The 22,980-nt window shown below is 64.4% G+C and carries 23 protein-coding genes; 6 read left to right on the top strand and 17 right to left on the bottom strand.

Annotation, left to right across the window (positions count from 1 at the left end; genetic code table 11):
- Nucleotides 1–22 precede the first annotated feature (22 nt).
- The 11 genes from pyrF to BMW76_RS20815 all read right to left on the bottom strand — a co-directional run bounded on the left by pyrF (nt 23) and on the right by BMW76_RS20815 (nt 11,776).
- Nucleotides 23–844, bottom strand: coding sequence for an orotidine-5'-phosphate decarboxylase (pyrF, locus tag BMW76_RS20865; RefSeq protein ID WP_090868489.1), 822 nt, complete (start codon nt 842–844; stop codon nt 23–25).
- Between the two features lie 184 nt (nt 845–1,028).
- A complete protein-coding gene (locus BMW76_RS20860; protein ID WP_090868487.1) occupies nt 1,029–2,093 on the bottom strand; it encodes an aldose 1-epimerase in 1,065 nt (354 codons plus the stop codon).
- Nucleotides 2,094–2,362: 269 nt separating this feature from the next.
- The gene (locus tag BMW76_RS20855; protein WP_245763293.1) at nt 2,363–3,337 is read right to left on the bottom strand and encodes an SMP-30/gluconolactonase/LRE family protein; all 975 of its coding nucleotides are present in this window, start codon (nt 3,335–3,337) and stop codon (nt 2,363–2,365) included.
- Nucleotides 3,334–4,134, bottom strand: coding sequence for an SDR family NAD(P)-dependent oxidoreductase (locus BMW76_RS20850; protein WP_090868485.1), 801 nt, complete (start codon nt 4,132–4,134; stop codon nt 3,334–3,336). Before BMW76_RS20850 ends, BMW76_RS20855 begins: the two co-directional genes overlap by 4 nt.
- Before the next feature lie 37 nt (nt 4,135–4,171).
- On the bottom strand, nt 4,172–5,188 hold the full coding sequence (gene araH, locus BMW76_RS20845; RefSeq protein WP_090868483.1) for an L-arabinose ABC transporter permease AraH: 1,017 nt from the start codon (nt 5,186–5,188) through the stop codon (nt 4,172–4,174).
- A 103-nt stretch (nt 5,189–5,291) separates the two neighbouring features.
- Nucleotides 5,292–6,806 carry an L-arabinose ABC transporter ATP-binding protein AraG gene (araG, locus tag BMW76_RS20840; RefSeq protein WP_090868603.1) on the bottom strand — a complete coding sequence of 505 codons (1,515 nt, stop codon included), beginning with the start codon at nt 6,804–6,806 and terminating at the stop codon, nt 5,292–5,294.
- A gap of 174 nt (nt 6,807–6,980) precedes the next feature.
- On the bottom strand, nt 6,981–7,979 hold the full coding sequence (locus BMW76_RS20835) for an arabinose ABC transporter substrate-binding protein (protein ID WP_090868481.1): 999 nt from the start codon (nt 7,977–7,979) through the stop codon (nt 6,981–6,983).
- A gap of 180 nt (nt 7,980–8,159) precedes the next feature.
- On the bottom strand, nt 8,160–8,936 hold the full coding sequence (locus tag BMW76_RS20830) for an SDR family oxidoreductase (protein WP_090868479.1): 777 nt from the start codon (nt 8,934–8,936) through the stop codon (nt 8,160–8,162).
- Nucleotides 8,933–9,613, bottom strand: a complete 681-nt coding sequence (locus tag BMW76_RS20825; RefSeq protein ID WP_090868477.1) for a 2-dehydro-3-deoxy-6-phosphogalactonate aldolase — start codon at nt 9,611–9,613, stop codon at nt 8,933–8,935. Before BMW76_RS20825 ends, BMW76_RS20830 begins: the two co-directional genes overlap by 4 nt.
- Nucleotides 9,614–9,701: 88 nt before the next feature.
- Nucleotides 9,702–10,772, bottom strand: a complete 1,071-nt coding sequence (locus BMW76_RS20820) for a 2-dehydro-3-deoxygalactonokinase (protein ID WP_090868474.1) — start codon at nt 10,770–10,772, stop codon at nt 9,702–9,704.
- Complete coding sequence (locus BMW76_RS20815) at nt 10,769–11,776, bottom strand: IclR family transcriptional regulator (protein ID WP_177200435.1); 1,008 nt, start codon at nt 11,774–11,776, stop codon at nt 10,769–10,771. The genes BMW76_RS20820 and BMW76_RS20815 overlap by 4 nt, the downstream gene beginning before the upstream one ends.
- Nucleotides 11,777–12,329: 553 nt before the next feature.
- On the opposite strand from BMW76_RS20815, the gene BMW76_RS20805 reads away from it, so the two are divergent.
- The gene (locus BMW76_RS20805) at nt 12,330–12,845 is read left to right on the top strand and encodes an outer membrane protein (protein WP_090868469.1); all 516 of its coding nucleotides are present in this window, start codon (nt 12,330–12,332) and stop codon (nt 12,843–12,845) included.
- A 77-nt stretch (nt 12,846–12,922) separates the two neighbouring features.
- Here the strand turns inward: BMW76_RS20805 and mtgA are convergent, their stop codons facing one another.
- Genes mtgA through mpl form a run of 6 tightly spaced genes read right to left on the bottom strand, consistent with a single transcriptional unit; the run spans nt 12,923 to nt 18,875 of the window.
- Entirely contained in the window at nt 12,923–13,657 is a 735-nt protein-coding gene (gene mtgA, locus BMW76_RS20800; RefSeq protein ID WP_090868467.1) for a monofunctional biosynthetic peptidoglycan transglycosylase, read from the bottom strand.
- A 49-nt stretch (nt 13,658–13,706) separates the two neighbouring features.
- On the bottom strand, nt 13,707–14,576 hold the full coding sequence (aroE, locus tag BMW76_RS20795) for a shikimate dehydrogenase (RefSeq protein ID WP_090868466.1): 870 nt from the start codon (nt 14,574–14,576) through the stop codon (nt 13,707–13,709).
- Entirely contained in the window at nt 14,573–16,693 is a 2,121-nt protein-coding gene (locus BMW76_RS20790; RefSeq protein ID WP_090868464.1) for a ribonuclease catalytic domain-containing protein, read from the bottom strand. The genes aroE and BMW76_RS20790 overlap by 4 nt, the downstream gene beginning before the upstream one ends.
- Nucleotides 16,677–16,817, bottom strand: coding sequence for a hypothetical protein (locus BMW76_RS41655; RefSeq protein ID WP_218162546.1), 141 nt, complete (start codon nt 16,815–16,817; stop codon nt 16,677–16,679). Before BMW76_RS41655 ends, BMW76_RS20790 begins: the two co-directional genes overlap by 17 nt.
- Nucleotides 16,818–16,821: 4 nt before the next feature.
- On the bottom strand, nt 16,822–17,424 hold the full coding sequence (locus BMW76_RS20785) for a YqiA/YcfP family alpha/beta fold hydrolase (RefSeq protein WP_090868462.1): 603 nt from the start codon (nt 17,422–17,424) through the stop codon (nt 16,822–16,824).
- The gene (gene mpl / locus BMW76_RS20780) at nt 17,421–18,875 is read right to left on the bottom strand and encodes a UDP-N-acetylmuramate:L-alanyl-gamma-D-glutamyl-meso-diaminopimelate ligase (RefSeq protein ID WP_407668997.1); all 1,455 of its coding nucleotides are present in this window, start codon (nt 18,873–18,875) and stop codon (nt 17,421–17,423) included. The genes BMW76_RS20785 and mpl overlap by 4 nt, the downstream gene beginning before the upstream one ends.
- Nucleotides 18,876–19,058: 183 nt before the next feature.
- Between mpl and BMW76_RS20775 the strand changes: the two genes are divergently transcribed.
- From BMW76_RS20775 to accC, 5 genes are all read left to right on the top strand, one after another.
- Nucleotides 19,059–19,712, top strand: a complete 654-nt coding sequence (locus tag BMW76_RS20775; RefSeq protein WP_090868456.1) for a UDP-N-acetylmuramate--alanine ligase — start codon at nt 19,059–19,061, stop codon at nt 19,710–19,712.
- Nucleotides 19,713–19,730: 18 nt separating this feature from the next.
- Nucleotides 19,731–20,279, top strand: coding sequence for a TlpA family protein disulfide reductase (locus tag BMW76_RS20770; RefSeq protein ID WP_090868455.1), 549 nt, complete (start codon nt 19,731–19,733; stop codon nt 20,277–20,279).
- Nucleotides 20,280–20,472: 193 nt separating this feature from the next.
- A complete protein-coding gene (gene aroQ / locus BMW76_RS20765) occupies nt 20,473–20,937 on the top strand; it encodes a type II 3-dehydroquinate dehydratase (RefSeq protein ID WP_090868453.1) in 465 nt (154 codons plus the stop codon).
- Nucleotides 20,938–21,005: 68 nt separating this feature from the next.
- Nucleotides 21,006–21,476 (top strand): acetyl-CoA carboxylase biotin carboxyl carrier protein, encoded by a 471-nt coding sequence (gene accB, locus BMW76_RS20760; protein WP_090868451.1) that lies wholly within the window; start codon nt 21,006–21,008, stop codon nt 21,474–21,476.
- A 136-nt stretch (nt 21,477–21,612) separates the two neighbouring features.
- Nucleotides 21,613–22,980, top strand: coding sequence for an acetyl-CoA carboxylase biotin carboxylase subunit (accC, locus tag BMW76_RS20755; protein WP_087735195.1), 1,368 nt, complete (start codon nt 21,613–21,615; stop codon nt 22,978–22,980).

Genomic DNA, 22,980 nt, shown 5'->3' with positions numbered 1-22,980 from the left:
CGATCAAAAGTACAGCTTTCGGTTATGCCTGCCGGAACGCGTTGATGCGGTCGCGCGTGTCCTTCGCCGCCTGCGCCGCGGCCTCCGCCCAGTCGTCGCCCTTGCCCGCGTAAAGGATCGCACGCGACGAGTTGATCAGCATCCCCGTGCCCGCCGCGGTGCGGCCGGCCTTCACCGTCGCCTCGACATCGCCGCCCTGCGCGCCGATGCCCGGAATCAGCAGCGGCATTTCGCCGACGATCCCGCGCACCACTTCGATTTCCTTCGGGAACGTCGCGCCCACGACGAGGCCAAGCTGCCCCTTCGTGTTCCACTTTTCCGCCGCAAGGCGCGCGACGGTCTGATACAGCGGACGGCCGCCCGTCTCGAGGAACTGCAGGTCCGAGCCGCCCGGATTCGATGTGCGGCACAGCACGATCACACCCTTGCCCTCATGCTCCAGGTAAGGCTCGATCGAATCGAAACCCATATACGGATTCACCGTCACGGCATCGGCGCGATAGCGGTCGAACGCTTCGCGCGCGTATTGCTCCGCCGTGCTGCCGATGTCGCCGCGCTTCGCATCGAGAATCACGGGCAGGCCCGGATGCTTCAGATGAATGTGCGCAATCAGCTGCTCCAGTTGCTCTTCGGCGCGATGCGCGGCGAAGTACGCGATCTGCGGCTTGAACGACGATGCATAAGGTGCCGTCGCGTCGACGATCTTCTTGCAGAAATCGAAGATCGCATCCGAGCGGTTGGCGTATGCGCCGGGAAATTTCGACGGCTCAGGATCGAGCCCGACGCACAGCAGCGAGTTCGTGGTCTGCCAAGCGTGGTCGAGCGTCTGGATGAATGTGGACATAGAAAGTCTCGCGGCGCGTCAATGACTGATGAGCCGCGTATTTTACCCGCGCCACCGGATGCAGACGCAGCCTCGCCACGTGCAGTCATTGCAAAGCGACCATGTTGTGACCACGCAGCGTCCGTGTGGCGCCCCGCGCGGCGACCACGCAGCGATCACATCACAATCAAAGAAAGCGCCGCGCTCACTGCCCGCGCTTCGCGCCGCGTCCGCCCGCCATCGCGCGAAGTCCCGTCCGCTCGACGGTGAAGCTGAACGAGCGCGCGAGCCGCTCACCGTGCGCGAGCATCGTCATGCCGTTGTCGGCCGCGCCGCCGGGCAGGTTCATCGCGTTGATCGGGTGATCGACGGGTTCGAAGCAGAAGAAGTCCTTCGACGTCGGCGTGTAGAGGATGTAGTACTCGGTGCTCGTCGACATCGTCAGCGACAGCCGGCGCTTCGGCCACACCACCGTCGCGTGTCCGCTCCAGCCGGTGAACGCGTGATTGACGATCGAGCGCGGCAGCGGATAGGCAACGCCGAACTGCCACGCGGGCGGCACGGGCACATGGCGCACGGGCAGCCAGTCGTCGCCGGAGAGCCACAGGCCCGCCGCGGCCGCCGACAGTTGCGTATCGCCATCGCGCACGAGAAACGGATGCACGCCGAGGCCGAACGGCATCGCTTCGCGCCCCGTGTTTTCGACTTCGAGCGTAATGACGAGCGTCGCGCCCTCGAGCGCGTAAGTCTGCTTCGCGCGATACGCGTAGGGCTTGCCGTCGTGCCGGTCGAGCGTCAGCGTGACGCTGTCGTGATCGGCGGCTGCAACGTCCCACTTCGCGAGCCAGCCGTCGCCGTGAATGGGGAGCGGTTCTCCGGCGCGGTTACACGGCACGTCGATGACACGCTCACCCAGCATGAATTGTCCGCCGCCGATCCGGTTCGAATACGGGAGCAGCGAATAACACGAGAGATCGTTCGCGTCGGTGTCCGCATCGACGTGGCGGCAGCGCCTGAACACGGGCACGAGCGTGCCTTCGTTGCGGAAGTCGAAGCGCGTGATGCCGCCGCCGAGCGTCGGTGCCACGTCGAGCCGCAACAGGGAATTGGCGAGCGTCACGCACGCGACGTCGCCGGCGCTCGCCGCGCCGACCGCCACCGCGGACGTGCTCGGCCCGGCCAGCACCGGCTGCTGCACGGCGGCCGCAAGCCGCGCTCGCCGCGCGCGAGACTGAGGAGACGACGGAACAGCGGAATTCGCGACAGTCATATCAGGCTCCCATGAGAGGCATCGAACATCGCCATCGGCGCTTCGGACGGCAGATGGCGGCTTGTGCGGGCGGCGCGGCGTAGCGGCCGCCTCTTGGGTCTTTGCTGCATGCTGCCCCTCGCGTGGACTTCCTTCGGGGCGCGGACTGCCCTGCTCCAGAATGCTTTTTTCGGTCACGTACTTCGCGTGGCTGCTTCGGATATTGCTTCGCATGCTTGCTTCGACTACCGGCTACCTCCGATGCGCGGCGCGCATCGCACTCCAACCGCTTACGCGCCCCTTCGTCCCGCGAGCGCCGCGGGCGAGCCGTTGAACACCGGCTCCGGCAAGCCGCGCCGACCCTGCGTCGCGACATACACGCCACCGGCGAGCGTATCGGCAGCCAGCGCCTTCGCGTCGAGCCCGACACGCGCGCTCGTCACATACAGCGTGCCCAGCTGCGCGCCGCCCAAAGCGACGCAACTGGGCTGCGCGGTCGGTACGTCGATGCGCTCCGTCTCGACGCCGCCCGCGTCATAGCGCACGACGCGTCGTCCGCCCCATTGCGCGTTCCACAAGCCGCCTTCGCTATCGACTGTCGAGCCATCCGGCTCGCCCGTTTCGTCAGTCAGCTTCGCGAACAGGCGCTCGTTCGAAACGCGGCCGTCCGCGTGGTAGTCGCACGCGCGAATTTCACGCGTCGGCGAATCGCAGAAGTACATCGTCGCGCCATCAGGGCTGAACGCGATACTGTTCGAAATCGCCGGCGATGGCAACGGCAAACGCTCCAGCGACAGATCGTGATTCAGCCGGTAGAACCCGCCGACGGGCTGCACAGGCGACGCTTCGTCCTTCGTGCCGAACACGAAGCGCCCCTCGCGATCGCAGCGCCCATCGTTGACGCGCGTGTTCATTCCCGCTTCGACATCGACGATGTGCTCGATCTGTCCCGTTGCAAGGTCGAAGAAAGCAAGCCGCGACGCGAGACCCAGCAGCATGTAGTGCGGATCGGCGCACAGCGCGAAGGTCGACAGCCGCTCGGGCATGCTCCAGAACGTGCTGCGTCCATCGCGCGGATCGTACCGCCATAGACGCGCGCCTTCAATATCGGTCCAGTAGAAGAAGCCGCCGCGTGCGTCCCACGTCGCGCCTTCGCCGAGTGCGCATTTCGAATCGACGAGCAGCGCCGCCTGCACGTTCACCGCCGCGTCATTGGCCGCGCCTTTCGTCGCGCCTTTCGTCGCGCTTCGCGTTGTGCCACTCATGCCCAGCCTCCATCGACTATCACATCCTGCGCAGTGATCATGCGGCTATCGTCGGCGGCGAGGAAGAGCGCCATCCGCGCGAGGTCTTCGGGCAGCAGCTCGGCGTCGATGCACTGGCCCTGCTTGATCGCGAGCCGCCCCGCATCGTCGAGCCACAGCCGCTTCTGCTTTTCCGTCATCACCCAGCCGGGCACCAGCGAATTGACGCGGACGTTGGAGGGACCGAGATCGCGCGCGAGCCCGCGCGTGAGCCCTTGCACGGCCGATTTCGCCATCGTGTACACGGGATAGCCGCCGTTCTTCAGCATCCAGCTGATTGAGCCGAGATTGATGATCGAGCCGCTTTTCGCCGCCTTCATGTCGCCGGCGACGGCCTGCGCCGCGAAGAACTGATGACGGATGTTGACAGCGATGCCCGCGTCGAACGACTCGGGCGTGACGTCCTCGATCTTGTGGCGCCGATCGTTCGCCGCGTTGTTCACGAGCACCGAGATAAGACCCATCGCGGCGCGGACGTCGGCGATCGCTTTCCTCAGCGCGTCGATATCCGTCAGATCGACGTACAGAAAGAGCGGCTTGTGACGCGAATCGCCGAGCCGGTCGGCGAGCGCATCGCCCGCCGTTTCGTCGATATCGAAGAACGCGACGCGCGCGCCCTGCGCGACGAAGTGCTCGACGAACGACGCGCCGATGCCCGTCGCGCCGCCCGTAATCAGCACCGTGCGGTCTACGAGGCTTGGATAGCGCGCGTAGACGCTGTGTTCGTCGCGCGCGTTCGCGTTGGCCGGAGACGACATCGTTCGGTTTCCTTCTGACGTTGGTTGTTGCGCGCGATCAGTCGCGCGAGCCACGGTTCTTCAACTGGTCCAGCAGCACTGCCGCGAGCAGGATCGCGCCGCGCACGAGGTACTGATAGAACGCGTCGATGTTCAGCAGGTTCATCACGTTTTCGACGGTGCCCATGATCAGCACGCCGATCACGACACCCGAGATCGTCGCGCGGCCGCCGAGCAGCGACACGCCGCCCAGCACGCACGCCGAAATCACGTTCAGCTCGAAGCCTTCTGCCGCGTTAGGCTGACCCGACGTGATGCGCGACGCGAGGATCACGCCTGCCAGCGCCGTCACCGCGCCCTGAATCAGGAAGATGAAGACGCGCGTGCGTTCGACGTTGATGCCGGCGAGACGCGATGCCTCCGGATTGCCGCCGATGGCGAGCGTATTGCGGCCGTACACCGTCGAGTTGAGCATGACGCCGAACGCGATGAAGCAGACCAGCGTCACCCAGATCGGCAGCGACACGCCGAAGAACGACAGGCTGCCGAGCGCGATGAAGGTATCCGACGATACGCCCACCGCCTGGCCATGCGACACGATGAAGCCCAGGCCGCGCACGATTTCCATCGTCGCGAGCGTCGTGATCAGCGCGTTGATGCGCAGGTACGCGATCACTGCGCCGTTCACGAAGCCGATGACCGCGCCCGCCACGACGGCCGCGATGATCGCGATGAACGTGTTGCCCGTCGCGTTCAGCACCATTGCACACAGCACGCCCGCGAACGCGACCGTCGAGCCGACGGACAGGTCGAAGTCGCGCGACGCGAGACAGAACATCATCGTGCACGCGACCATGCCGATCTGCGAAATCGACAGCGCGAGGCCGAGCATGTTCTCGATCGAGAAGAAGTGGTCGACGGTCAGCGACATCGTGATGAACATCACTGCGAAGATCACGATCAGGCTGTACTCGGTGATCTGCTGCCACCACTTCTGCTTGTCGCTGGCTTGCGGAATCAGCGCTTCGGCGGCGCTCTTGGCGGCCTGTTGCGCGAGGTTTTCTCTGGCTTGCATTTGGTTCACTCCTCCCGTTCCCCACGGGCTATCGGTCTATCGGGGCTGTCGTCCCGGTCGGATTCAGATCTCGTTCAGTGCTCGTTCGCCTGTTGCGCAACGCTCATGCCGCTTGCGCCGTCGACGAACTCTTCGGCAGCGCGAGGCCCAGCACCGATTGCTCGGTCGCGGCGCCGCGCGGCAACTCGCCGGAAATGCGCCCTTGCCGCATCACGACGATACGGTCGGACACGCCCAGCACTTCAGGCAGCTCCGACGAAATCATCACGATCGCGCAGCCGCGCTCCGCGAGTTGATAAATCACGTTGTAAATCTCGTGCTTCGCACCCACGTCGATACCGCGCGTCGGCTCGTCGAGAATCACCACCTTCAGATCGGGCTCGGCCAGCCAGCGCGACAGAATCGCCTTCTGCTGGTTGCCGCCCGACAGGAAACGAATCTTCTGGCGGCGGCTCGGCGTCTTGATCTTCAAAAGCTTGATGAAGCGGTCGGCCGTTTCGGCTTCCTTCTTGCGGTCGAGAAACACGCCCGCCTTCAGATAGTGACGACGGCAACTGATGTTGATGTTCTCCGCCACCGACGCAATCGCCACGATGCCTTCTTCCTTGCGATCTTCCGGGCACAGCACGATGCCCTGGCGGATCGCTTCGCCCGCGCTCTTCACCTTGATCGGCTTGCCGTCGAGCACGAGATCGCCGCCCTTCTTCGGATCGTCGCCGTAGACGAGGTGCATCAGTTCGCTGCGGCCCGCGCCGACGAGACCGAAGAAGCCGACGATTTCGCCGCGCCGCACGTTGAAGCTCGCGGGCTCGGCGAGCGGATGGCCTTCGATGTTCTTCGCCGAGAAGCGCACTTCGCCCAGCTCGCGCGGCCGGTAGCCGTAAATATCCGAGATTTCGCGGCCGACCATTTCGCTGACGATCGTGTCACGGCTCACGCCTTCGAGCGTCGGATGCGACGCGACCTTGCGGCCGTCGCGGAAGATCGTGCACGCGTCGCACAGCTGATAGATCTCGTCCATGCGGTGCGAGATATAGATCAGCGCGCGGTTGTCGGCGCGCAGATCGCGCACCAGCTTGAACAGCACTTCCGTCTCGCGATGCGACAGCGAACTCGTCGGTTCGTCGAGCGCGATCACGCGAGCGTTGCGCATCAGCGCCTTGCAGATTTCGACCATCTGCCGCTGCGCGATCGACAGCTTGCGCAGCTTCGCATTCGGATCGAGATCGACGCCCATCGCCTTGAGCTGCTCGCGAACGTAGCGCTTCGCGTCGGTCTTCTTCACGAAGCCGATCGTGTTGGGCAAGCGGCCCAGCAGCAGGTTTTCCGATACCGTCAGGTCCGGCACGTACTGCAGTTCCTGGTGAATCACTGCGATCCCCGCGGCAATCGACGCGCCTGCACTCGCGAAATGCACTTCGTTGCCGTCGATCAGCACGCGGCCGGAATCCGGCTGATATTCACCGCCGAGAATCTTCAGCAGGGTCGATTTCCCTGCGCCGTTTTCGCCCATCAGGCCGTGTACCTGGCCGGCGTGCACGTCGAAAGAAATTCCGTCGAGCGCACGCACGCCTGGAAACACCTTGCCGATATTGTCAAAACGCAGCGTCGCTGACACTTTGCCTCCTGTTGCTTCGATTGATCCTTCGTGCGGACCGCGGTCGGCTGCATAGTCGACTGCTGTTCGCCTGCACGACGGCTCGCCTTCGTCTGCTTCCGATTCGTTCCGTCCTGCGCGCGGCGCATGAATGCCGCCCGACGGCATTCACGCGCCTCTCGTCCCGCTGCCCGCTTACTTCGCTGCGAGGCCCATCTTTTCACGCACTTCGCCGACGTTGTCGCGCGTGGCGAGCATGCCCTGCGTCAGCGTGAGCTTCGGCGGTTCCTTGCCTTGCGTGATCCACGCGTACATCAGTTCCGACGTCTCTTCGCCGTGGCGCTTCGGGCTGATGATCACCGTGCCGAAGAAGCCCGTCGGGTTCGGCTTTTTGAACTCGTTCAATGCCGAGTCGGCGCCGCCGATGCCGACGCCGATCATGTTGTCGGCCTTGAAGCCACGGCCTTCCGCTGCGCGCACCGCGCCGAGCACGGCTTCGTCGTTCAGGCCGTAGGCGACCCAGTGCTTGAACTGCGGATTCTTCGTCAGCGCGATGTTCGCTGCGTTGAACGCGTTTTCCGTGTCGGTCTTCGCTTGCGGCGCTGCGATCACGTTGGCCTTCGGGAAGCCCGCTGCGATGAGCGCATCGGTTGCGCCCGACGTGCGGTCATGCGCGGTCGGCAGTTGCTCATACGTCACGTCGATTGCGCCGACTTCCTTCACGTCCCAGCCGCGCTTCTTGATCTCAGCCGCGATGCCTTCGCCGACCTGCTTGCCGATGTTGTAAGCCGAGATGCCCATATGCGGCACCGATTCGATCGGCTTGCCCGCGCCGTCGACGAGACGGTCGTCCACCGTCATCATCTTCAGGCCGTCAGCCTTCGCCTTCGCGACGATGCCCGGCCCGAGCTTCACATCCGGCGTGCAGATCACGAAGCCCTGCGCCTTTTGCGCAGCGAGGTTGTCGATTGCGCTCATGACCTTCTCGCCCGACGGCGCGCCGATCTTCACCAGCGTGAAGCCCTTTTCCTTGGCGGCCGTTTCGGCGAACTTCCACTCGTCCTGGAACCACGGCTCTTCCGGCTGCTTCACGAGAAAGCCGATCTTGACCGGGTCGGCGGCTTGCGCGACGGGTGCGTTGAAGAGCACCGCCGTCGCCGCCGCTGCCAGCGTGAGGAAAATTCTGCGTTTCATAATGCGTGTCTCCTGACTAGTGAGTAACGAGAAGGTATTGGCCGCGTCTTCTTGTACCGGCTTTGACACACGCGGCCAGCGCGTCAAGCGGTCGACACCGTCGCCTCTTCTTGCGAGGCGCCTTTGCTGCTTTTCTTCTGTTCCTTCGCTACTGCTTCGTTGCGCTTTCTTCTGTACGGCTCAGTCGTGATAGAGCGCCGAGCGCCCGCCATCGACCGTGATGCAACTCGCGTTGATGAACGGCGCTTCATCCGACGCGAGAAAGACGGCTGTCATCGCGACTTCCTCCGGTTTGCCGATGCGCGCCATCGGCTGCAGATCGAGCGTCGCCTGGCGCGCGGCGGCGGGATCGGACTGCGTATTCCACCAGTCGTGCGTCAGCTGCGTTTCGATGTAGCCGGGCGCGATCGCATTCACGCGCACGTTGCGCGGCGCGTACTCGATGCCGAGCGCGCGCGTGAGGCCGATCACGCCATGCTTCGCGACGGGATACGGAAAGCAGCCCGGAATGATCTTGAACGAGTGTGTCGACGCGATGTTCACGATGCTGCCCTCGCCGCGCTCGACCATCCCCGGCAGCACCGCGCGGCAACCGTTCCACACGCCGTCCAGATCGACGGCGAAACAGCGGCGCCAGTCGTCGTCGGTCATCGTCAGCGGGTCGCAAAAGACGTTGATGCCCGCGTTGTTCACGAGCACGCCGATCGGGCCGAACGCCTTTTCGCCTTCGCTCACCGCGCGCTGCACGGAAGCCGATTGCGTGACGTCCGTCTGCACGGCGAGCGTCTTGCCGCCCGTTTGTGCAGCGATGTCGGCGGCCGTGCGCTGCGCCGTCTCGATGTCGAGTTCCGCCAGCACGACAGCCGCGCCTTCGCGCGCGAACGCCGCCGCGATCGCCGCGCCGATGCCGCGTCCCGCGCCCGTCACCAGCGCGACCTTGCCTGCGAGCCGGTTCATTTCTTCACGCCCGCGCGTGCGATGCGCAGGCCGTTGATGAACGCCTTCGCGTTCGAAGCCGTTGCCGTCGCCGGCTGGCCCGGCTTGTACAGCGCCGAGCCCAGCCCGAAACCGTTGGCGCCCGCGCTCAGGAACGGGCCCATGTTGTCCGGCGCAATCCCGCCGACGGGAAGCAGCGGCACGTCTCTGTGAATCACCGCGCGCCACGCCTTCACGATCTGGCAGCCGATCTGTTCGGCCGGGAACATCTTCAGCACGTCGGCGCCATTCTTTAGCGCGAGGAAGGCTTCCGTCGGCGTGGCGACGCCGGGCGCGCACGCCATCGCGAGTGACTTCGCCGTCGTCACCACTTCCGGGTCGCTGTGCGGCATCACGATCAGCTCGCCGCCCGCCGCTTTCACGTCGTGCACGAGCTCACCGCGCAGCACGGTGCCCGCACCGACGATTGCATCGGCGGGAATGGCCTGGCGAATGGCCGAAATGCTGTCGAACGGGTTCGGCGAATTCAGCGGCACTTCGATGATCCGGAAGCCCGCTTCGTACAGCGCGCGGCCGTGATCGGCGGCGTCGGCGGGCGTGATGCCGCGCATGATCGCGATCAGCGGACACGCTTCGAAAGCGGCCATCAGGCCGGCGTGCGGCTGATACGGTGCGGGCAGATTCAGATCGAGTTGCATGTCGGTTCCTATGTCGCTTGTCGCTTGCTGTGTCAGTTGCTGTTCGTCGCGCGCCGATTCGGGTCGCTTCAGGTCGCCTCGGGTCGCTTCAGATCGCCTGCGCGGCGCCCGACGCCTCGTCGACGAGGCCCGCTTGCGCCGCGATGCGCCACAAGCCGCGCTCCGTCGCGTGCCTGACGAGTTCCGCCCGGTGACTGCCGAACTGCTCGAGCGCGAGCCGATAGCGCTCACACAATGCTTCGTTGCCGATCAATTGCAACGAGCGGCCGGCGAGCGTCGATTGCTGTTGCGCGAGCACGGCGTCGAGGCCGCTCAGTTCGTGACCGATCAGAAGACCGGACAGATAGTCGGGCTGCTGCTCGCGCGTCAGTTGAGCCGTCAGGCCGAGCGTGCGCGTGCTGAAGATCGTCGCGAGCACACCGGCTTGGCCCTCGTCGCGCGCGACCCGCACGCCGCGCAGAAACGCATCCGTGTCGGGACGGTCGGGCGTGACCATCGTGCGGCCGAGAATCGTGTGCTCGGTGAGCGCCGCGAAGACCTCGCCCGTCATGAACGTGTGAAAGCGCTCGATCTTCGCGTCGCGCACCATCACCCATTTCGCGTGCGTGCCGGGCAGGCCGATCAGCACGCCTTTGCTGGCCGCCGACGCAGCGGCGCCCGACGCAGCGGCGCCCGACGCATCGGCGCAGGCCAGCGCGCCGAAAATCTGCGTTTCCTCGCCGCGCATCACGTTCGGCAGTTCGCCGTTCTGCAGTACGCCGGGCACGATGTTGAGCGGCACGCCGCGCGCGGTCTGCACGCGCACGATGCCGTCGACGAGTGCATCGGCGCTCGCGGGCGTATTCACATACGGCGCTTCCTTCCAGCCCTGCGCGCTGCCGACCATGCCCGCCGCGATCACGGGCAGTTCAGGCGAGCGGTCGAGCCACGCGCCGACGGCGGCATCGAACGCGGCATCGAAACCGCCTTCCGCAGCGGGTCGCGGCAGATTCATGATGCCCGCCGTCGATGCGCGCGTCTCCAGTACGGCGCCGTTCGCGTCGAACAGATAGGCGCGCAGCGAAGTCGTGCCCCAGTCGAGCGCGATCAGCGCGGCGCCGCTTGCCGGCTGGGCCGGCTCGGCGCGTTGCGTGGACAGGGTCGAACCCGTCTGAGTCATCGTTTGATCCTGCGTGTAGTCGGTTGCGGAACACGCCAGCCCAGTTCTTCGGAAATTGCGCGCGCTTCGCGCTGCACGACGGGAATCAGTTCGTCCATGCGCTCGAGCGACATGTAAGGAATCGTGCTCGCCACCGACAGCGCCGCGACGATCGAACCCGACGCATCGCGCACGGGCGCGGCCACGCAGCGAATCGACGCTTCGTTCTCTTCGAGATCGAACGTGAAGCCGCCCGCTGCGTAGTTCGTCATGCGCTGCATGAAGGTCTGCTGGTCGGGCCGGTTGTCGGGCTTGAAGCTGACGCCCGCGAGCGCGCGGCGCGACGCGTCGAACAGCGACTGCCATTGATCGGGAACGAGGTCGAGCATCATCGCCTTGCCGATGCCCGTCGACGCGAGCGGCATCCGGTGGCCGACGCGCGAGCGCATTTCGAGGCCGCGCGTGCCGGGGATCTTGTCGATGTACAGCACGTCGTCGCCGTCGCGCACGCCGAGATGAATGGTGTCGTGCGTCAGTTCGGCAAGCGACTCCAGATGCGGACGCGCGACCGTCGTGAGCGGCATCTGTTCGAGCGCGATCGTGCCGAGCTCGATCAGCTTCGGACCGAGCAGATAGCCGCCCTGCACCTGGCGCAGATAACGCGCCTGCACGAGGCTGCTGACGAGCCGGTGCGTCGTGCTGCGCGTCGTGCCGAGCGCGGCGCCGAAGGTGCGCAGGTCGCGCACGCCGGCTGCGGCGGCTTCGAGAATCGCGAGGCCGCGCAGCAGCGTCTGCGTACCCGCCTGCTGCGGCGTGACATCGAGCAGCGTGCTCGGCAGGCCGATGCTGTCGGCGGGCGGCGGCGGAACGACGGCGCCGTTCGCGGAGCGCGGCGCGGACTTGCGCGCAGCGTCTCCCTTCTGCGTTCCGGATGCTTCAGGTGCTTCAGGCGCTTCGGATGCGGAAGACGCGTCATGCACATCCGGCGCTTCTGACTCGGCGTGGGTGGTCATCGCTTTGTTCATGGCGGGTGGGCGTGCAGAGAGGAGTTACCGCGAAGTGCCGGCTTGGCGGCTCGCGTCCGGAGCGACTCGAAGTGGCGCGTCCGGCGTGTGCGCGGCGCGCGTGTCGTGCAGCAAGGAGCAGGAAGGCATGGCGTGGCGTCTCCAGTTTCATCCCGCTTCATGCGCCGCGCATGGCGCTGGCGACGAGGCGGTGTTTCTTGCCGATGTCGTTCGGCTTGTTGAACCGGATTGTAGGGCGCTTTTTTGAGATTCACCAACATATGAGTCACGCGCTCATATATTGGGATTCTATCGACGATAGCGCTCGGGAGCATCCGACGGAAATACCCCACAACCCTATTGCCTGGCGATAAGCGCCTGTAGTCAGGAATTAGCGAAATCAAAGCCTGGCGATATAGATTTCGGAGTCATCCGATGGAGAGTCCGCTTTTACCTGCTTAGCCTGCTTACGCTTAAGCAAGTCACTAATGCTTCGACAATTGGCACATCCCGGTCATATGCCGATCATTTCGATTTGCCGGCATTTCCGCCACTCCCAAAACCCGATAAGGACATGAAAACAATTAAAACGTTATTGATGTGTGCAGCAATTGTCGGCAGCGGCATCGCACAGGCACAGCCGACAAAAGAGCAGTTGATGGAAGACTTCTCAGGCCCATACATCGGGTTCGAGGCAGGTTTGAATATCTCGAGTTCGTCGGGCGCCATCAACAAGCCGACGCATACCACCTTCTTCCCGGGCTTCGTTGCTGGTTATGGCTTCAACGTCGGTCCAGTGGTGCTTGGCGCCGAGGCTTTCCTCGACCTGCATCACGGCTCGGCAAGTTACAAGGACGCCGGCATCGATGCAAAAATCGGCTATCCGATTGGTCGGCTCATGCCTTATGCACGCCTCGGCGCGAAAGTCGACTATCCGGGAGCGCGCTTTCATTACGGGCTTGGGCTCGAATATCAATTCACGAAGAATGCGAGCGTGTTCACCGAATGGACAGGCGATTCAGGCAACCCGAAAAAGACGCACTGGACCAATAACGACTTTACAGTCGGCGTGAATTATCGCTTCAATTGATATCTGACATTAAAAATAAAAACGGCGATTATCTTCGTGGATAATCGCCGTTTTTATTACGGCTTGAAACGGGATAATCAATCCGGCAATTCCGCCGCGCCCATTCTTCGGGCGATGACCCGTGCGCGCTGAGCGAGATAGCCGGAGCTGCGATGCTCGTCGAAGTATTTCGGCCTCGGCAGCATCACGGCGAGCCGCGCTGACTGGCCGGCCGTCAGCTTCGCCGCCGACGTCTTGAAGTAATAGCGCGCCGCCGCTTCCGCGCCATACACGCCATTGCCCCATTCGACCGAATTCAGATAGATCTCGAAGATTCGCTCCTTGTCCATCAGCGTCTCGAGCATCCACGTGATGATCAGTTCCTGGCCCTTGCGGATATAGCTCTTTTCTCGCGACAAAAACAGATTGCGCGCCAGTTGCTGAGTGATCGTCGAACCGCCTGCGACGATCTTGCCGCGCGCCTTGTTCCTCTCCCATGCCTGGAGAATCGCGTCGGTTTCGTAGCCGTTGTTATTGACGAAATTCGCATCTTCCGACGCGATAATCGCGCGCTTCAGATTGCGCGAGATCTGCTCGTAGGGCACCCATATATGCTGGATCGACAGATCGGGACGATCCTGCGACAGACGCCAGGCATCGGAGCGCATGAACGCCGTCGACGGCGGATTCACGTAGTTCCATAACGCGATCTGCGCGAAGTAGAACAGCTGCGTCGCGAACCACGCGGCAACGAAAACCGCGACAGCGTAGGCCACCCAGCGCGTCGGCCCCGCATTCGACCCGGGCCTGCTCGCACGCCTCGTTTTTGTCATTGTCGTCGCTGTGCCGTGAAGTCGGAGAACGCGTGGGCGCCGCTCGCACTTACGCGCTTTGCGGCGCGCGCAGCATCTCGCGCAGCGCGGCGAGCACGGGCGCCCCGTCGGGACGCACGCCGCGCCACACGAAGAACGACTCCGCCGCCTGTTCGACCAGCATGCCGAGCCCGTCCGCCGCGCGCGCGCCGAGCTTGCTGGCGTGCTGCATGAAGACGGTCGGCTGCGCGCCGTACATCATGTCGTACGCGAGCGTGCCCGCGTCGAACGCGCCGTCGTCGCACTCGGGCAGCGATGCGTCGAGGCTGCTCGCCGTCGCGTTGACGATCACATCGTAGGCGCCGGGTTCGATCGCCTGCGCGCCGCCTCCCGTCAGGCGGCACGCCACGTCGCTTGCCGCGCTCGCGAACTGCGCGACCAGCGCCTCGGCCTTCGATGCCGTCCGGTTCACGATGGTCAGCGTGTGCGGCTTGCGCTCCAGAATCGGCAGCACGACGCCGCGCGCCGCGCCGCCCGCGCCCAACAACAGCACGCGCGCGCCGTTGAGCGGCACGCGCAGATTCACTTCGATGTCGCGCACGATGCCGAAGCCGTCGGTGTTGTCGCCGTAGATGCCGCCATCCTTCTCGAAGCGCAGCGTATTCACCGCGCCCGCTGCGGCCGCGCGCGGCGACAGCGACGTGGCGAACGCATGCGCGTCGAGCTTGAACGGCACGGTCACGTTCAGGCCGCGCCCGCCTTCGTCGATGAACGCGCGCACGTGCGCCGCGAATTGATCGACGGGCGCGAGCAGGCGGCCGTATTCGACGGGCTCGCCTGTCTGCTCGGCGAAACGCGCGTGGATGAACGGCGACTTGCTGTGCGCGATCGGATTGCCGATCACCGCGTAGCGGTCGCGCTGGGCCAGCGTTGTGCTCATCTACTGTGCTCCGTCGCGTCCTGGCTCGCGTCCAGGTTCTGGTCCTTTTGATCGGAAGAAGCCGACGAATCGTTGCCGGCTGCCGGCGCGCCTTCTGTGTTCGTCGCGGTGTCGGCCTCGGCTTGCGCTTCGGCTTCGCTTTCGGCGGATGCGTCGGCGGCGTCGATGATCTCTTCGTCGCCTTCGTCCTCCTCTTCCGCGCCGCTCGTCACCGTCGGCGCATCGAGCACGTGCAGCGGACGCACCGACGCCTCGATCGTCAGCTCATCGACCGACATCACTTCGAGCATCAGCCGCGTGCCGCGCGCATGCACGCCGAGCCCCGGCACATGCAGCAGCAGCGGCACCTCTTCGAGCCGCACGAGATCGCCCTTCACCACCGACGCGACCACCTGCTTCCTGTTCTCCTGCGTGAGCCAGCGCAGACACCAGAAATACTCCATGCGCCGCTGATGATCGGCGTACGCGGTGTAGGTGTCGTCGAAGCCCTGGACGACGGCGAACAGATCGGCGTCCTTTGGCTTGAACGGCGACGCGAGCTTGGCCGTCACGCCGTGCTGCACGCACGCAATCAGCTGCCACTGGTTCACGAGGTCGACGTAGCGGCGCAGCGGCGACGTGCTCCACGCGTACTGCGCGACGCCAAGACCTTCGTGCGGCGCGGCCGTCGTCTGCATGCGCGTGCGCTTCGGACCCGTCGGCGCGCCGAACGCGCGCTGCGAACGGTAGATGCCCGGCACGCCGTGATCGTGCAGGAATGCGCCCCACGTCGAGTTCGCGAGAATCGCGAGTTCGGCGACGATCGTATCGAGCGGCGAACCGCGTCGGCGCGGCGTGATCGTCACGTGCTCGCCTTCGACGTAGAAGTTGAAGTCCGTATTGCGCTGCACTTCGCGCTTCAGGCCGTAGCCCGCGCGCGCAACCTGGCGCTTCTCGAACAGCGACTGCGCGAACGGCCACAGCACCGCGATGTCTTCCTTATGCGGATAGTCGCCCGTGCCGTTGGCGAGCGCCTCTTCCGTCACGAGTTCGTCGAGCGTGTTGTGGCGCAGATTGTTCTTCACATAGACGAGTTCGGCGCGCGTTTCGCTCGCGACGATTTCCTGCGTCTCGCGATTCACGATGCTGTACAGCGACAGCGCCGGCCGCAAACCGCCTTCGGCCAGCGTGAATTTTTCGACGACGGAATCGGGCAGCATCGTGATCTTGTCGCCCGGCATGTATACCGTCGACAGACGGCCGCGCGCAATTGCATCGACGGTATCGCCGCGCGCGATGCCGAGCGCCGGCGCCGCGATGTGAATGCCGATCCGCACGCGCCCATCGGCCAGATGCTCGACGGAGAACGCGTCGTCGATTTCAGTCGTGGTCACGTCGTCGATCGAGAACGCTTCGACTTCCGCTTGCGGCAAATCCTCCGGCAGCTCGCCGACCGTCACGGCCGGGAAACCCGTGCCGTGCGGGAAGTATTCGGACAGGAAACGCGCTTCGTGCAGCGCGCGCGGCGACGGAATGCCGCCGCATTCGAGCATCAGACGCGCCGCCGAAATACCGCGCGCCGCCGCTGCCGCTTCGAGCGCCTTGTATTCGATCGAGTTCTTGTCGGGCTTCGTCAGCAATCCAAGCGCCTTGCTCTGGAAGCCGTCCGGCAGACGGCCCGCCTTCAGTTCGTCTTCGTAGCTCTGCTGGACGAGCGCCTGCTGGCGCTTGCGCTCGAGCGACGCGAGCGCCATCTTCAGCTGCTCTTCCGGTGCGCGCTGATACTGGCCGCGCCCCTTGCGGCGGAAATAGACGGGCGAGCCGTGCATGCGCAGGATCAGCGCGGCGCGCTCGACGGCTCCGAACGACTCGCCGAAATACTCGGCGCCGAGCGTCGCAAACGGAAACTCTTCTTCCGGCGCGCATTCCCACAGAAAGTCGAGATCGATATCCTGCGCGACGGCGTCGGCCTGCTCCATCAGCTCGCCAGCCGTCGGCTTCTCGAACTCGATCAGCACGTCTTTCGCGCGGACTTTCGCGCGGCGTCCGCCAGGCAGCTCGACCTGGAACGCGTCGCCCTGACGCGACAGCACGCTGCCCGCCTTGAAACTGCCCGATTCCTCAAAGAAAACGTTCACTCAATACTCTCGTTCTGGCTTGCGTCGGCCGGCGCGCGGTGCTGCGTGATTGCGCGTCGGCGTCGTGTTCGGTGTGGTGCTCCGCAACGCGCGTGCCGGTCGGCGCGCGCTGTTTGCGGATCATCGGATCATGCCGCCTCGCCTGGCGCGGGCGGCTCGGCGTCGGCGGCGTCGCAAAACGCGAGCACGTCGTCGACATATTCGGGAAACTCGCTGATCGCGTGGTCGCTGCCTTCGATCAGTTTCGTCCGCACGCCGGGATAGTGCGCGAGCATTTCGCGGTAATCGAGCACTTCGTCGCCGGTGGCGGCAATCAGATAATAGCGTTCGGGGCGCGTGATCGACGCAACGCCGAGCGCGCGCAATTCGTCCAGATGATGCGGCTCGACGACGATGCTACCGCCGCCGTGCCACAACGGCTGCTCGCCGAGATAGTGGCTCAGGTCGCGCTGCGGCACGACAGCGGGATTCAGCAGCACCGCGCGCCAGCCGTGCTTTTCGGCGAGATGTGTCGCGAAGTAGCCGCCAAGCGAGCTGCCGATCACCGTCACGTGCGATGGCTTCGCCGCCGCGATCAATCCTTCGACGAGCGCCACCGTTTCGAGCGGCGACACGGGCAGCATCGGACAGCACCATTCTGCGCTGCGGCCAAGCGCGGCAAGCCGCCCGGCCATCACGCGCGCCTTGAACGAATTGGGCGACGAGCGGAAACCGTGCAGATAGAGAATCACGCGACGCCTCGGGCCTGCTCGGCCGGGCGCACCGACAGCGCGTCGAGCAACTTCTGGTGCACGCCGCCGAAGCCGCCGTTGCTCATCACGAGCACGTGATCGCCGGGCCGCGCCGCCGCGACGATGGCTTTGACGAGCGCGTCGATGTCGCTGAACGCCTGCGCCTTGCCGCCCATCGGCGCGAGCGCTTCGGTGAGATTCCAGCCGAGCGCGTCCTTGCCCGCCGGCGCGCCGTAGCCGAAGACGAGGTCGGCGTCGGCAAGGCTCGACGGTAGCTGCGCCTTCATCACGCCGAGCTTCATCGTGTTCGAGCGCGGCTCCAGCACAGCGAGAATGCGGGTGCGTTTTCCGCTTTCGCCGCGGCCCACCCGCGTGCGCAGGCCGGCGATCGTCGTGTGGATCGCCGTCGGGTGATGCGCGAAATCATCGTAGACGGTCACGCCGTCGACACTGCCGCGCACTTCCATTCGGCGCTTCACGTTGCGGAAGGTCGACAGCGACTTCGCGGCCTGCGAGGGCGGCACGCCGATGTGGCGCGCGGCGGCGATCGCGGCGATCGCGTTCATCCGGTTGTGCTCGCCCTGCACTTGCCAGTCGACCACGCCGACGCGCTCGCCGCCGTGATAGACGGCGAAGCGCTCGTCGACGGCGACTCCGTCTTCAGCCGGCAACGCCTGCCAGCCGCCGTCGACGCCGAAGCGTTCCACTTCGCTCCAGCAGCCGCGCGTCAGCACGCGTTCGAGCGCGTCTTCACGGCCATTCGACACGATGCGGCCAATGCCCGGCACCGTGCGCACGAGATGGTGGAATTGCGTTTCGATCGCGGCGAGATCCGGGAAGATGTCCGCGTGATCGAATTCCAGGTTGTTCAGGATCGCCGTGCGCGGCCGGTAATGGACGAACTTCGAGCGCTTGTCGAAGAATGCCGTGTCGTATTCGTCGGCTTCGATCACGAAGAAGCTCGAATCGGTCAGACGCGCGGATACGCCGAAATTCAACGGCACGCCGCCGATCAGGAAGCCGGGATTCATGCCCGCGTCTTCGAGCAGCCACGTCAGCATCGACGTCGTGGTCGTCTTGCCGTGCGTGCCCGCGACCGCGAGCACCCATTTGCCGTTCAGCACGTGCTCGCCGAGCCACTGCGGACCGGACGTGTACGGCAGGCCGCGATTCAGGATTTCTTCCATCAGCGGATTGCCGCGCGTCACCACGTTGCCGACCACGAAGAGATCAGGCTTCAGGTCGAGCTGCTCGACGCCCCAGCCTTCGATCAGCTTGATGCCTTGCGCCTCGAGCTGCGTGCTCATCGGCGGGTAGACACCGGCGTCGCAACCCGTCACCGTGTGCCCGGCGTTGCGCGCGAGAACCGCGAGACCGCCCATGAACGTGCCGCAGATGCCGAGGATGTGAATGTGCATAAAAGCTGTCGCGCCGCAGGGCGTGTTTTGCATGGAAGTAGGTGCGCGCAAAGGGCCGGAAAGTCCTCGCGGCAAAGGACGCTTATTGTAACGTACAGGCTCGCCCATTCCTGGTCGCGCGAGTTTTCCGAAGCGCCGCTGAGCACGGCTTCAAACCGTTGCGCGGCGCCGGCGCACGCAAAAAGGCCATCGGGTTTTCTCTAGTATCATTGACGGATGGTTCGCAAATCACATTTCGATCCGCAGCGCGTGCGCGAGGAAATCGCGATCGCGGCTGCGAGAATGATCGCCGAAGACGGTCTCGATTACTCGACGGCCAAGCGCAAGGCTGCGCGGCAGGTCGTCGGGGAGACGCGCGTCGCGGGAGAATGGCTGCCGGATAACGACCAGATCGAGGAAGAAATCCGCGAATACCAGTCGCTGTTTCAGGGCGACAGCCAGCCGGCCGTGCTGCGCCGCCTGAGAGAAATCGCGCTGGACTGGATGCAGCGGCTCGCGCCATTCAATCCTTATCTGACGGGCGCCGTGCTGGGCGGAACGGCCGGCGAGCATTCCGATATACATCTGCAGGCGTTCTGTGACAACCCGAAGGAAGTCGCCCTCTACCTGCTGAACACGAATGTGCAGTACGACGTTTCCGAAACGCGGCACTTTGCGGGGCGTGGATACGTCGAAACTTTGAGCTTTCTCTGGCGCCCGACGGATGAAGGACGGGACACCGAACCCGTGGGCATCCACGTCGCGCTGTACAGCACCGACGATCTGCGCGGCGCGGTGCGAGCCGACGCGCGCGGCCGGCTAGCAAGGGCCGACGTTCGCGCAGTGCAGGCATTGATCGACGAGAGCGACGACTCGCCCTCCTCTAACTGACACACTCTCCATCTATATATGAAGCGCATTCTGGCAATCGCGGCGGTGGCCGTCGTCGCAACAGCGGGAGGAGCAGTGGCGAGCCACTGGTTTCTCGGCAGCAACGATCTCGCCGGCGTCGCCAACGCCGCGCCCGCCGACAGCAGCAATGCCGTCAACCAGCTGTGGTCGGCGAAAGTCACGAATGCGGACGGCAAGCCGCAATCGCTCGCCGGGTTCAAGGGCCGTCCCGTCGTCGTCAACTTCTGGGCGTCGTGGTGCGGACCATGCGTCGAAGAGATGCCGTCGCTGTCGCAACTACACAAGGAATATGCGAAGAAAGGCATTGAGTTCGTCGGACTCGGCGTCGATTCCGACAAGAACGTGAAGGCGTTCCTTCAGAAAGTGCCCGTCGACTACCCGATTTTCGTCGCCGGCTTCGGAGGCGCCGACCTCGCCCGCGCATTCGGCAATAACGCGGGTGGTTTGCCTTACACGGTCGTAATTGACGCAAAAGGGGTCGTACGGTCGACAAAATTAGGACAGGTCAAGCCCGAAGAGCTGAAACGGACGCTCGACGCGCTATGACGTCGACAACTTATTGACGTTTAATTGAGAACGTTGGCTCCAGGTTGCCCGACATTCCGGCGGAATTGTCAGAAGTTCGGCTAGTTGCGGCTATCGCAGAAAGGCGCTGGATCGTCACCGGTGCTCGAGAAACTAGACAAATTTCTCTAATCAGCGCTAAAGTGCGGCCAATTCCACGGAAAACGAAGCGACCATGACGCGACTGCTGGTTCTGCATGGCCCCAATCTCAATCTTCTCGGCACCCGGGAACCTGAGGTGTACGGCCGCGTCACGCTCCCGCAGATCGATCAGGCGCTCGCCGACCGCGCAGCGGACGCCGGCGTAGAACTGGCCACCTTCCAGAGCAATCACGAAGGCGCACTCGTCGATCGCATCCAGGCCACCCGGACCGAGAAGACCGATTTCATCCTGATTAATCCCGCCGCCTACACGCATACGAGCGTGGCGATCCGGGACGCACTAGCGGGCGTCGGCATCCCGTTCGTCGAGATTCATCTGTCGAACGTGCATCGTCGAGAACCGTTCAGGCATCACTCGTATTTCTCCGACCAGGCAGAGGGCGTGATTTGCGGCCTCGGCTGGAAGGGTTATCTGTACGCACTCGAATACGCGCTCGACCGGTTGTCCGTTCAGACAGCCGGGACGTCGCGCAACTGACAACCCAAAACACGAATTCGGCGCCGGCGGCATCCCACCGGCGCTTCACGCATTGAAAGGGGAAGCCCATGGATCTACGTAAACTGAAGACTCTGATCGACCTCGTCTCCGAGTCCGGCATTTCCGAACTCGAAGTGACCGAGGGCGAAGGCAAGGTGCGCATCGTCAAGAACGCGCCGCCGGTTTACGTCCAGCAACCCGGCAACTTCGCGCCGCAATTCCCGGCGACGGCCTCCGCGCCTGGCGTTCACTCGGAAGCGCCCGCCGTCGCAGGCCCGGCCACGCCGGCCGCCGCCGCGCCGCAGGGTCACGTCGTGACCTCGCCGATGGTCGGTACGTTCTATCGTGCGCCGTCGCCGGGCGCAGATCCGTTCGTGCAAGTGGGCGACGCCGTCAAGGAAGGCCAGACGATCTGCATCATCGAAGCGATGAAGCTGCTGAACGAAATCGAGTCGGATCAGGCTGGCGTCATCAAGGAAATCCTCGTCGAGAACGGGCAGGCAGTCGAATACGGCCAGCCGCTCTTCGTGATCGGCTGACGCGGCGCTTTTTAGCCACACGCCATCCGCGCGCCCTCCTTCTTCGGGCGCGCCACCGATCCTCTGTGGCAGCCGCGCTTCTGGAAGCAACTGCGCAACCCGCACGCGGCGCCCATTGATGAGTCGAATATCCGCTATGTTTGAAAAAATCCTCATTGCCAATCGCGGCGAAATCGCGCTCCGCATTCAGCGCGCGTGCCGCGAACTCGGCGTCAAGACGGTCGTCGTCTATTCCGAAGCCGACAAGGAAGCCAAATACGTGAAACTCGCCGACGAGGCGGTCTGCATCGGACCGGCGCCGTCGAACCTGAGCTACCTGAACATGCCTGCGCTGATCAGCGCGGCGGAAGTCACGGACGCCGAAGCGATTCACCCCGGCTACGGCTTCCTCTCCGAGAACGCGGACTTCGCCGAGCGCGTCGAGCAATCGGGTTTCGTGTTCATCGGCCCGCGCCCCGACACGATTCGCCTGATGGGCGACAAGGTCACCGCGAAGCAGACGATGATCAAGACGGGCGTGCCGTGCGTGCCCGGGTCGGAAGGCGCATTGCCGGACGATCCGAAGGAAATCGTGAAGATTGCGCGCGCGATCGGCTATCCGGTGATCATCAAGGCGGCGGGCGGCGGCGGCGGCCGCGGCATGCGCGTCGTGCACACGGAAGCGGCGCTCGTCAACGCCGTCAACATGACGCGCGAAGAAGCCGGCCGTGCGTTCGGCAATCCGCAGGTCTACATGGAGAAATACCTGGAGAACCCGCGGCACATCGAAATCCAGGTGCTCGCCGATTCGTTCAAGAACGCGCTCTGGCTCGGCGAGCGCGACTGCTCGATGCAGCGCCGTCACCAGAAGGTGATCGAGGAAGCGCCGGCGCCCGGCATTGCGCGACGCCTGATCGAGCGCATCGGCGATCGCTGCGCGGACGCGTGCAAGAAGATGGGCTACCTCGGCGCGGGCACGTTCGAATTCCTGTACGAGAACGGCGAGTTCTACTTCATCGAAATGAACACGCGCGTGCAGGTCGAGCATCCCGTCACGGAACTGATCACGGGCATCGACATCGTTCAGGAACAGATCCGCATCGCTGCAGGCGAGAAGCTCGCGCTCCGCCAGCGCGACATCCAGTTCCGCGGACATGCGATCGAGTGCCGTATCAACGCCGAAGATCCGTTCAAGTTCATTCCGTCGCCGGGGCGTCTGACGTCGTGGCATATGCCCGGTGGCCCCGGTATTCGCGTCGATTCGCACGCGTACAACGGCTATTTCGTTCCGCCGAACTATGATTCGATGATAGGCAAGCTGATCGCTTACGGCGCGACGCGCGAGCAGGCGATCAGCCGGATGCGCATCGCGCTGTCGGAAATGGTGGTCGAAGGCATTCAGACCAACATTCCGCTGCATCGCGAACTGATGCTCGACGCGAAGTTCGTCGAGGGCGGCACGAGCATCCATTACCTCGAAAACCGGCTGGCCGCGAAGCTGCAGGCCGCACCGGAAGAAGCGTAA

This window comes from Paraburkholderia diazotrophica (assembly GCF_900108945.1).
Classification (GTDB): Bacteria; Pseudomonadota; Gammaproteobacteria; order Burkholderiales; family Burkholderiaceae; genus Paraburkholderia; species Paraburkholderia diazotrophica.
Note: the sequence above shows the minus strand (reverse complement) of the source record. Positions and strands in the feature narration are given on the sequence as shown.

Coding starts and splice junctions, on each gene's coding strand:
- BMW76_RS20830 (WP_090868479.1), bottom strand. CDS start 8,936: ATGAACCGGCTCGCAGGCAAGGTCGCGCTGGTGACGGGCGCGGGACGC.
- BMW76_RS20855 (WP_245763293.1), bottom strand. CDS start 3,337: ATGAGTGGCACAACGCGAAGCGCGACGAAAGGCGCGACGAAAGGCGCG.
- mtgA (WP_090868467.1), bottom strand. CDS start 13,657: ATGACAAAAACGAGGCGTGCGAGCAGGCCCGGGTCGAATGCGGGGCCG.
- BMW76_RS20835 (WP_090868481.1), bottom strand. CDS start 7,979: ATGAAACGCAGAATTTTCCTCACGCTGGCAGCGGCGGCGACGGCGGTG.
- araH (WP_090868483.1), bottom strand. CDS start 5,188: ATGCAAGCCAGAGAAAACCTCGCGCAACAGGCCGCCAAGAGCGCCGCC.
- accB (WP_090868451.1), top strand. CDS start 21,006: ATGGATCTACGTAAACTGAAGACTCTGATCGACCTCGTCTCCGAGTCC.
- BMW76_RS20825 (WP_090868477.1), bottom strand. CDS start 9,613: ATGCAACTCGATCTGAATCTGCCCGCACCGTATCAGCCGCACGCCGGC.
- BMW76_RS20815 (WP_177200435.1), bottom strand. CDS start 11,776: ATGAACAAAGCGATGACCACCCACGCCGAGTCAGAAGCGCCGGATGTG.
- BMW76_RS20775 (WP_090868456.1), top strand. CDS start 19,059: ATGGTTCGCAAATCACATTTCGATCCGCAGCGCGTGCGCGAGGAAATC.
- BMW76_RS20805 (WP_090868469.1), top strand. CDS start 12,330: ATGAAAACAATTAAAACGTTATTGATGTGTGCAGCAATTGTCGGCAGC.
- mpl (WP_407668997.1), bottom strand. CDS start 18,875: ATGCAAAACACGCCCTGCGGCGCGACAGCTTTTATGCACATTCACATC.
- BMW76_RS20860 (WP_090868487.1), bottom strand. CDS start 2,093: ATGACTGTCGCGAATTCCGCTGTTCCGTCGTCTCCTCAGTCTCGCGCG.
- pyrF (WP_090868489.1), bottom strand. CDS start 844: ATGTCCACATTCATCCAGACGCTCGACCACGCTTGGCAGACCACGAAC.
- accC (WP_087735195.1), top strand. CDS start 21,613: ATGTTTGAAAAAATCCTCATTGCCAATCGCGGCGAAATCGCGCTCCGC.
- BMW76_RS41655 (WP_218162546.1), bottom strand. CDS start 16,817: ATGATCCGCAAACAGCGCGCGCCGACCGGCACGCGCGTTGCGGAGCAC.
- BMW76_RS20820 (WP_090868474.1), bottom strand. CDS start 10,772: ATGACTCAGACGGGTTCGACCCTGTCCACGCAACGCGCCGAGCCGGCC.
- BMW76_RS20770 (WP_090868455.1), top strand. CDS start 19,731: ATGAAGCGCATTCTGGCAATCGCGGCGGTGGCCGTCGTCGCAACAGCG.
- aroE (WP_090868466.1), bottom strand. CDS start 14,576: ATGAGCACAACGCTGGCCCAGCGCGACCGCTACGCGGTGATCGGCAAT.
- BMW76_RS20850 (WP_090868485.1), bottom strand. CDS start 4,134: ATGTCGTCTCCGGCCAACGCGAACGCGCGCGACGAACACAGCGTCTAC.
- aroQ (WP_090868453.1), top strand. CDS start 20,473: ATGACGCGACTGCTGGTTCTGCATGGCCCCAATCTCAATCTTCTCGGC.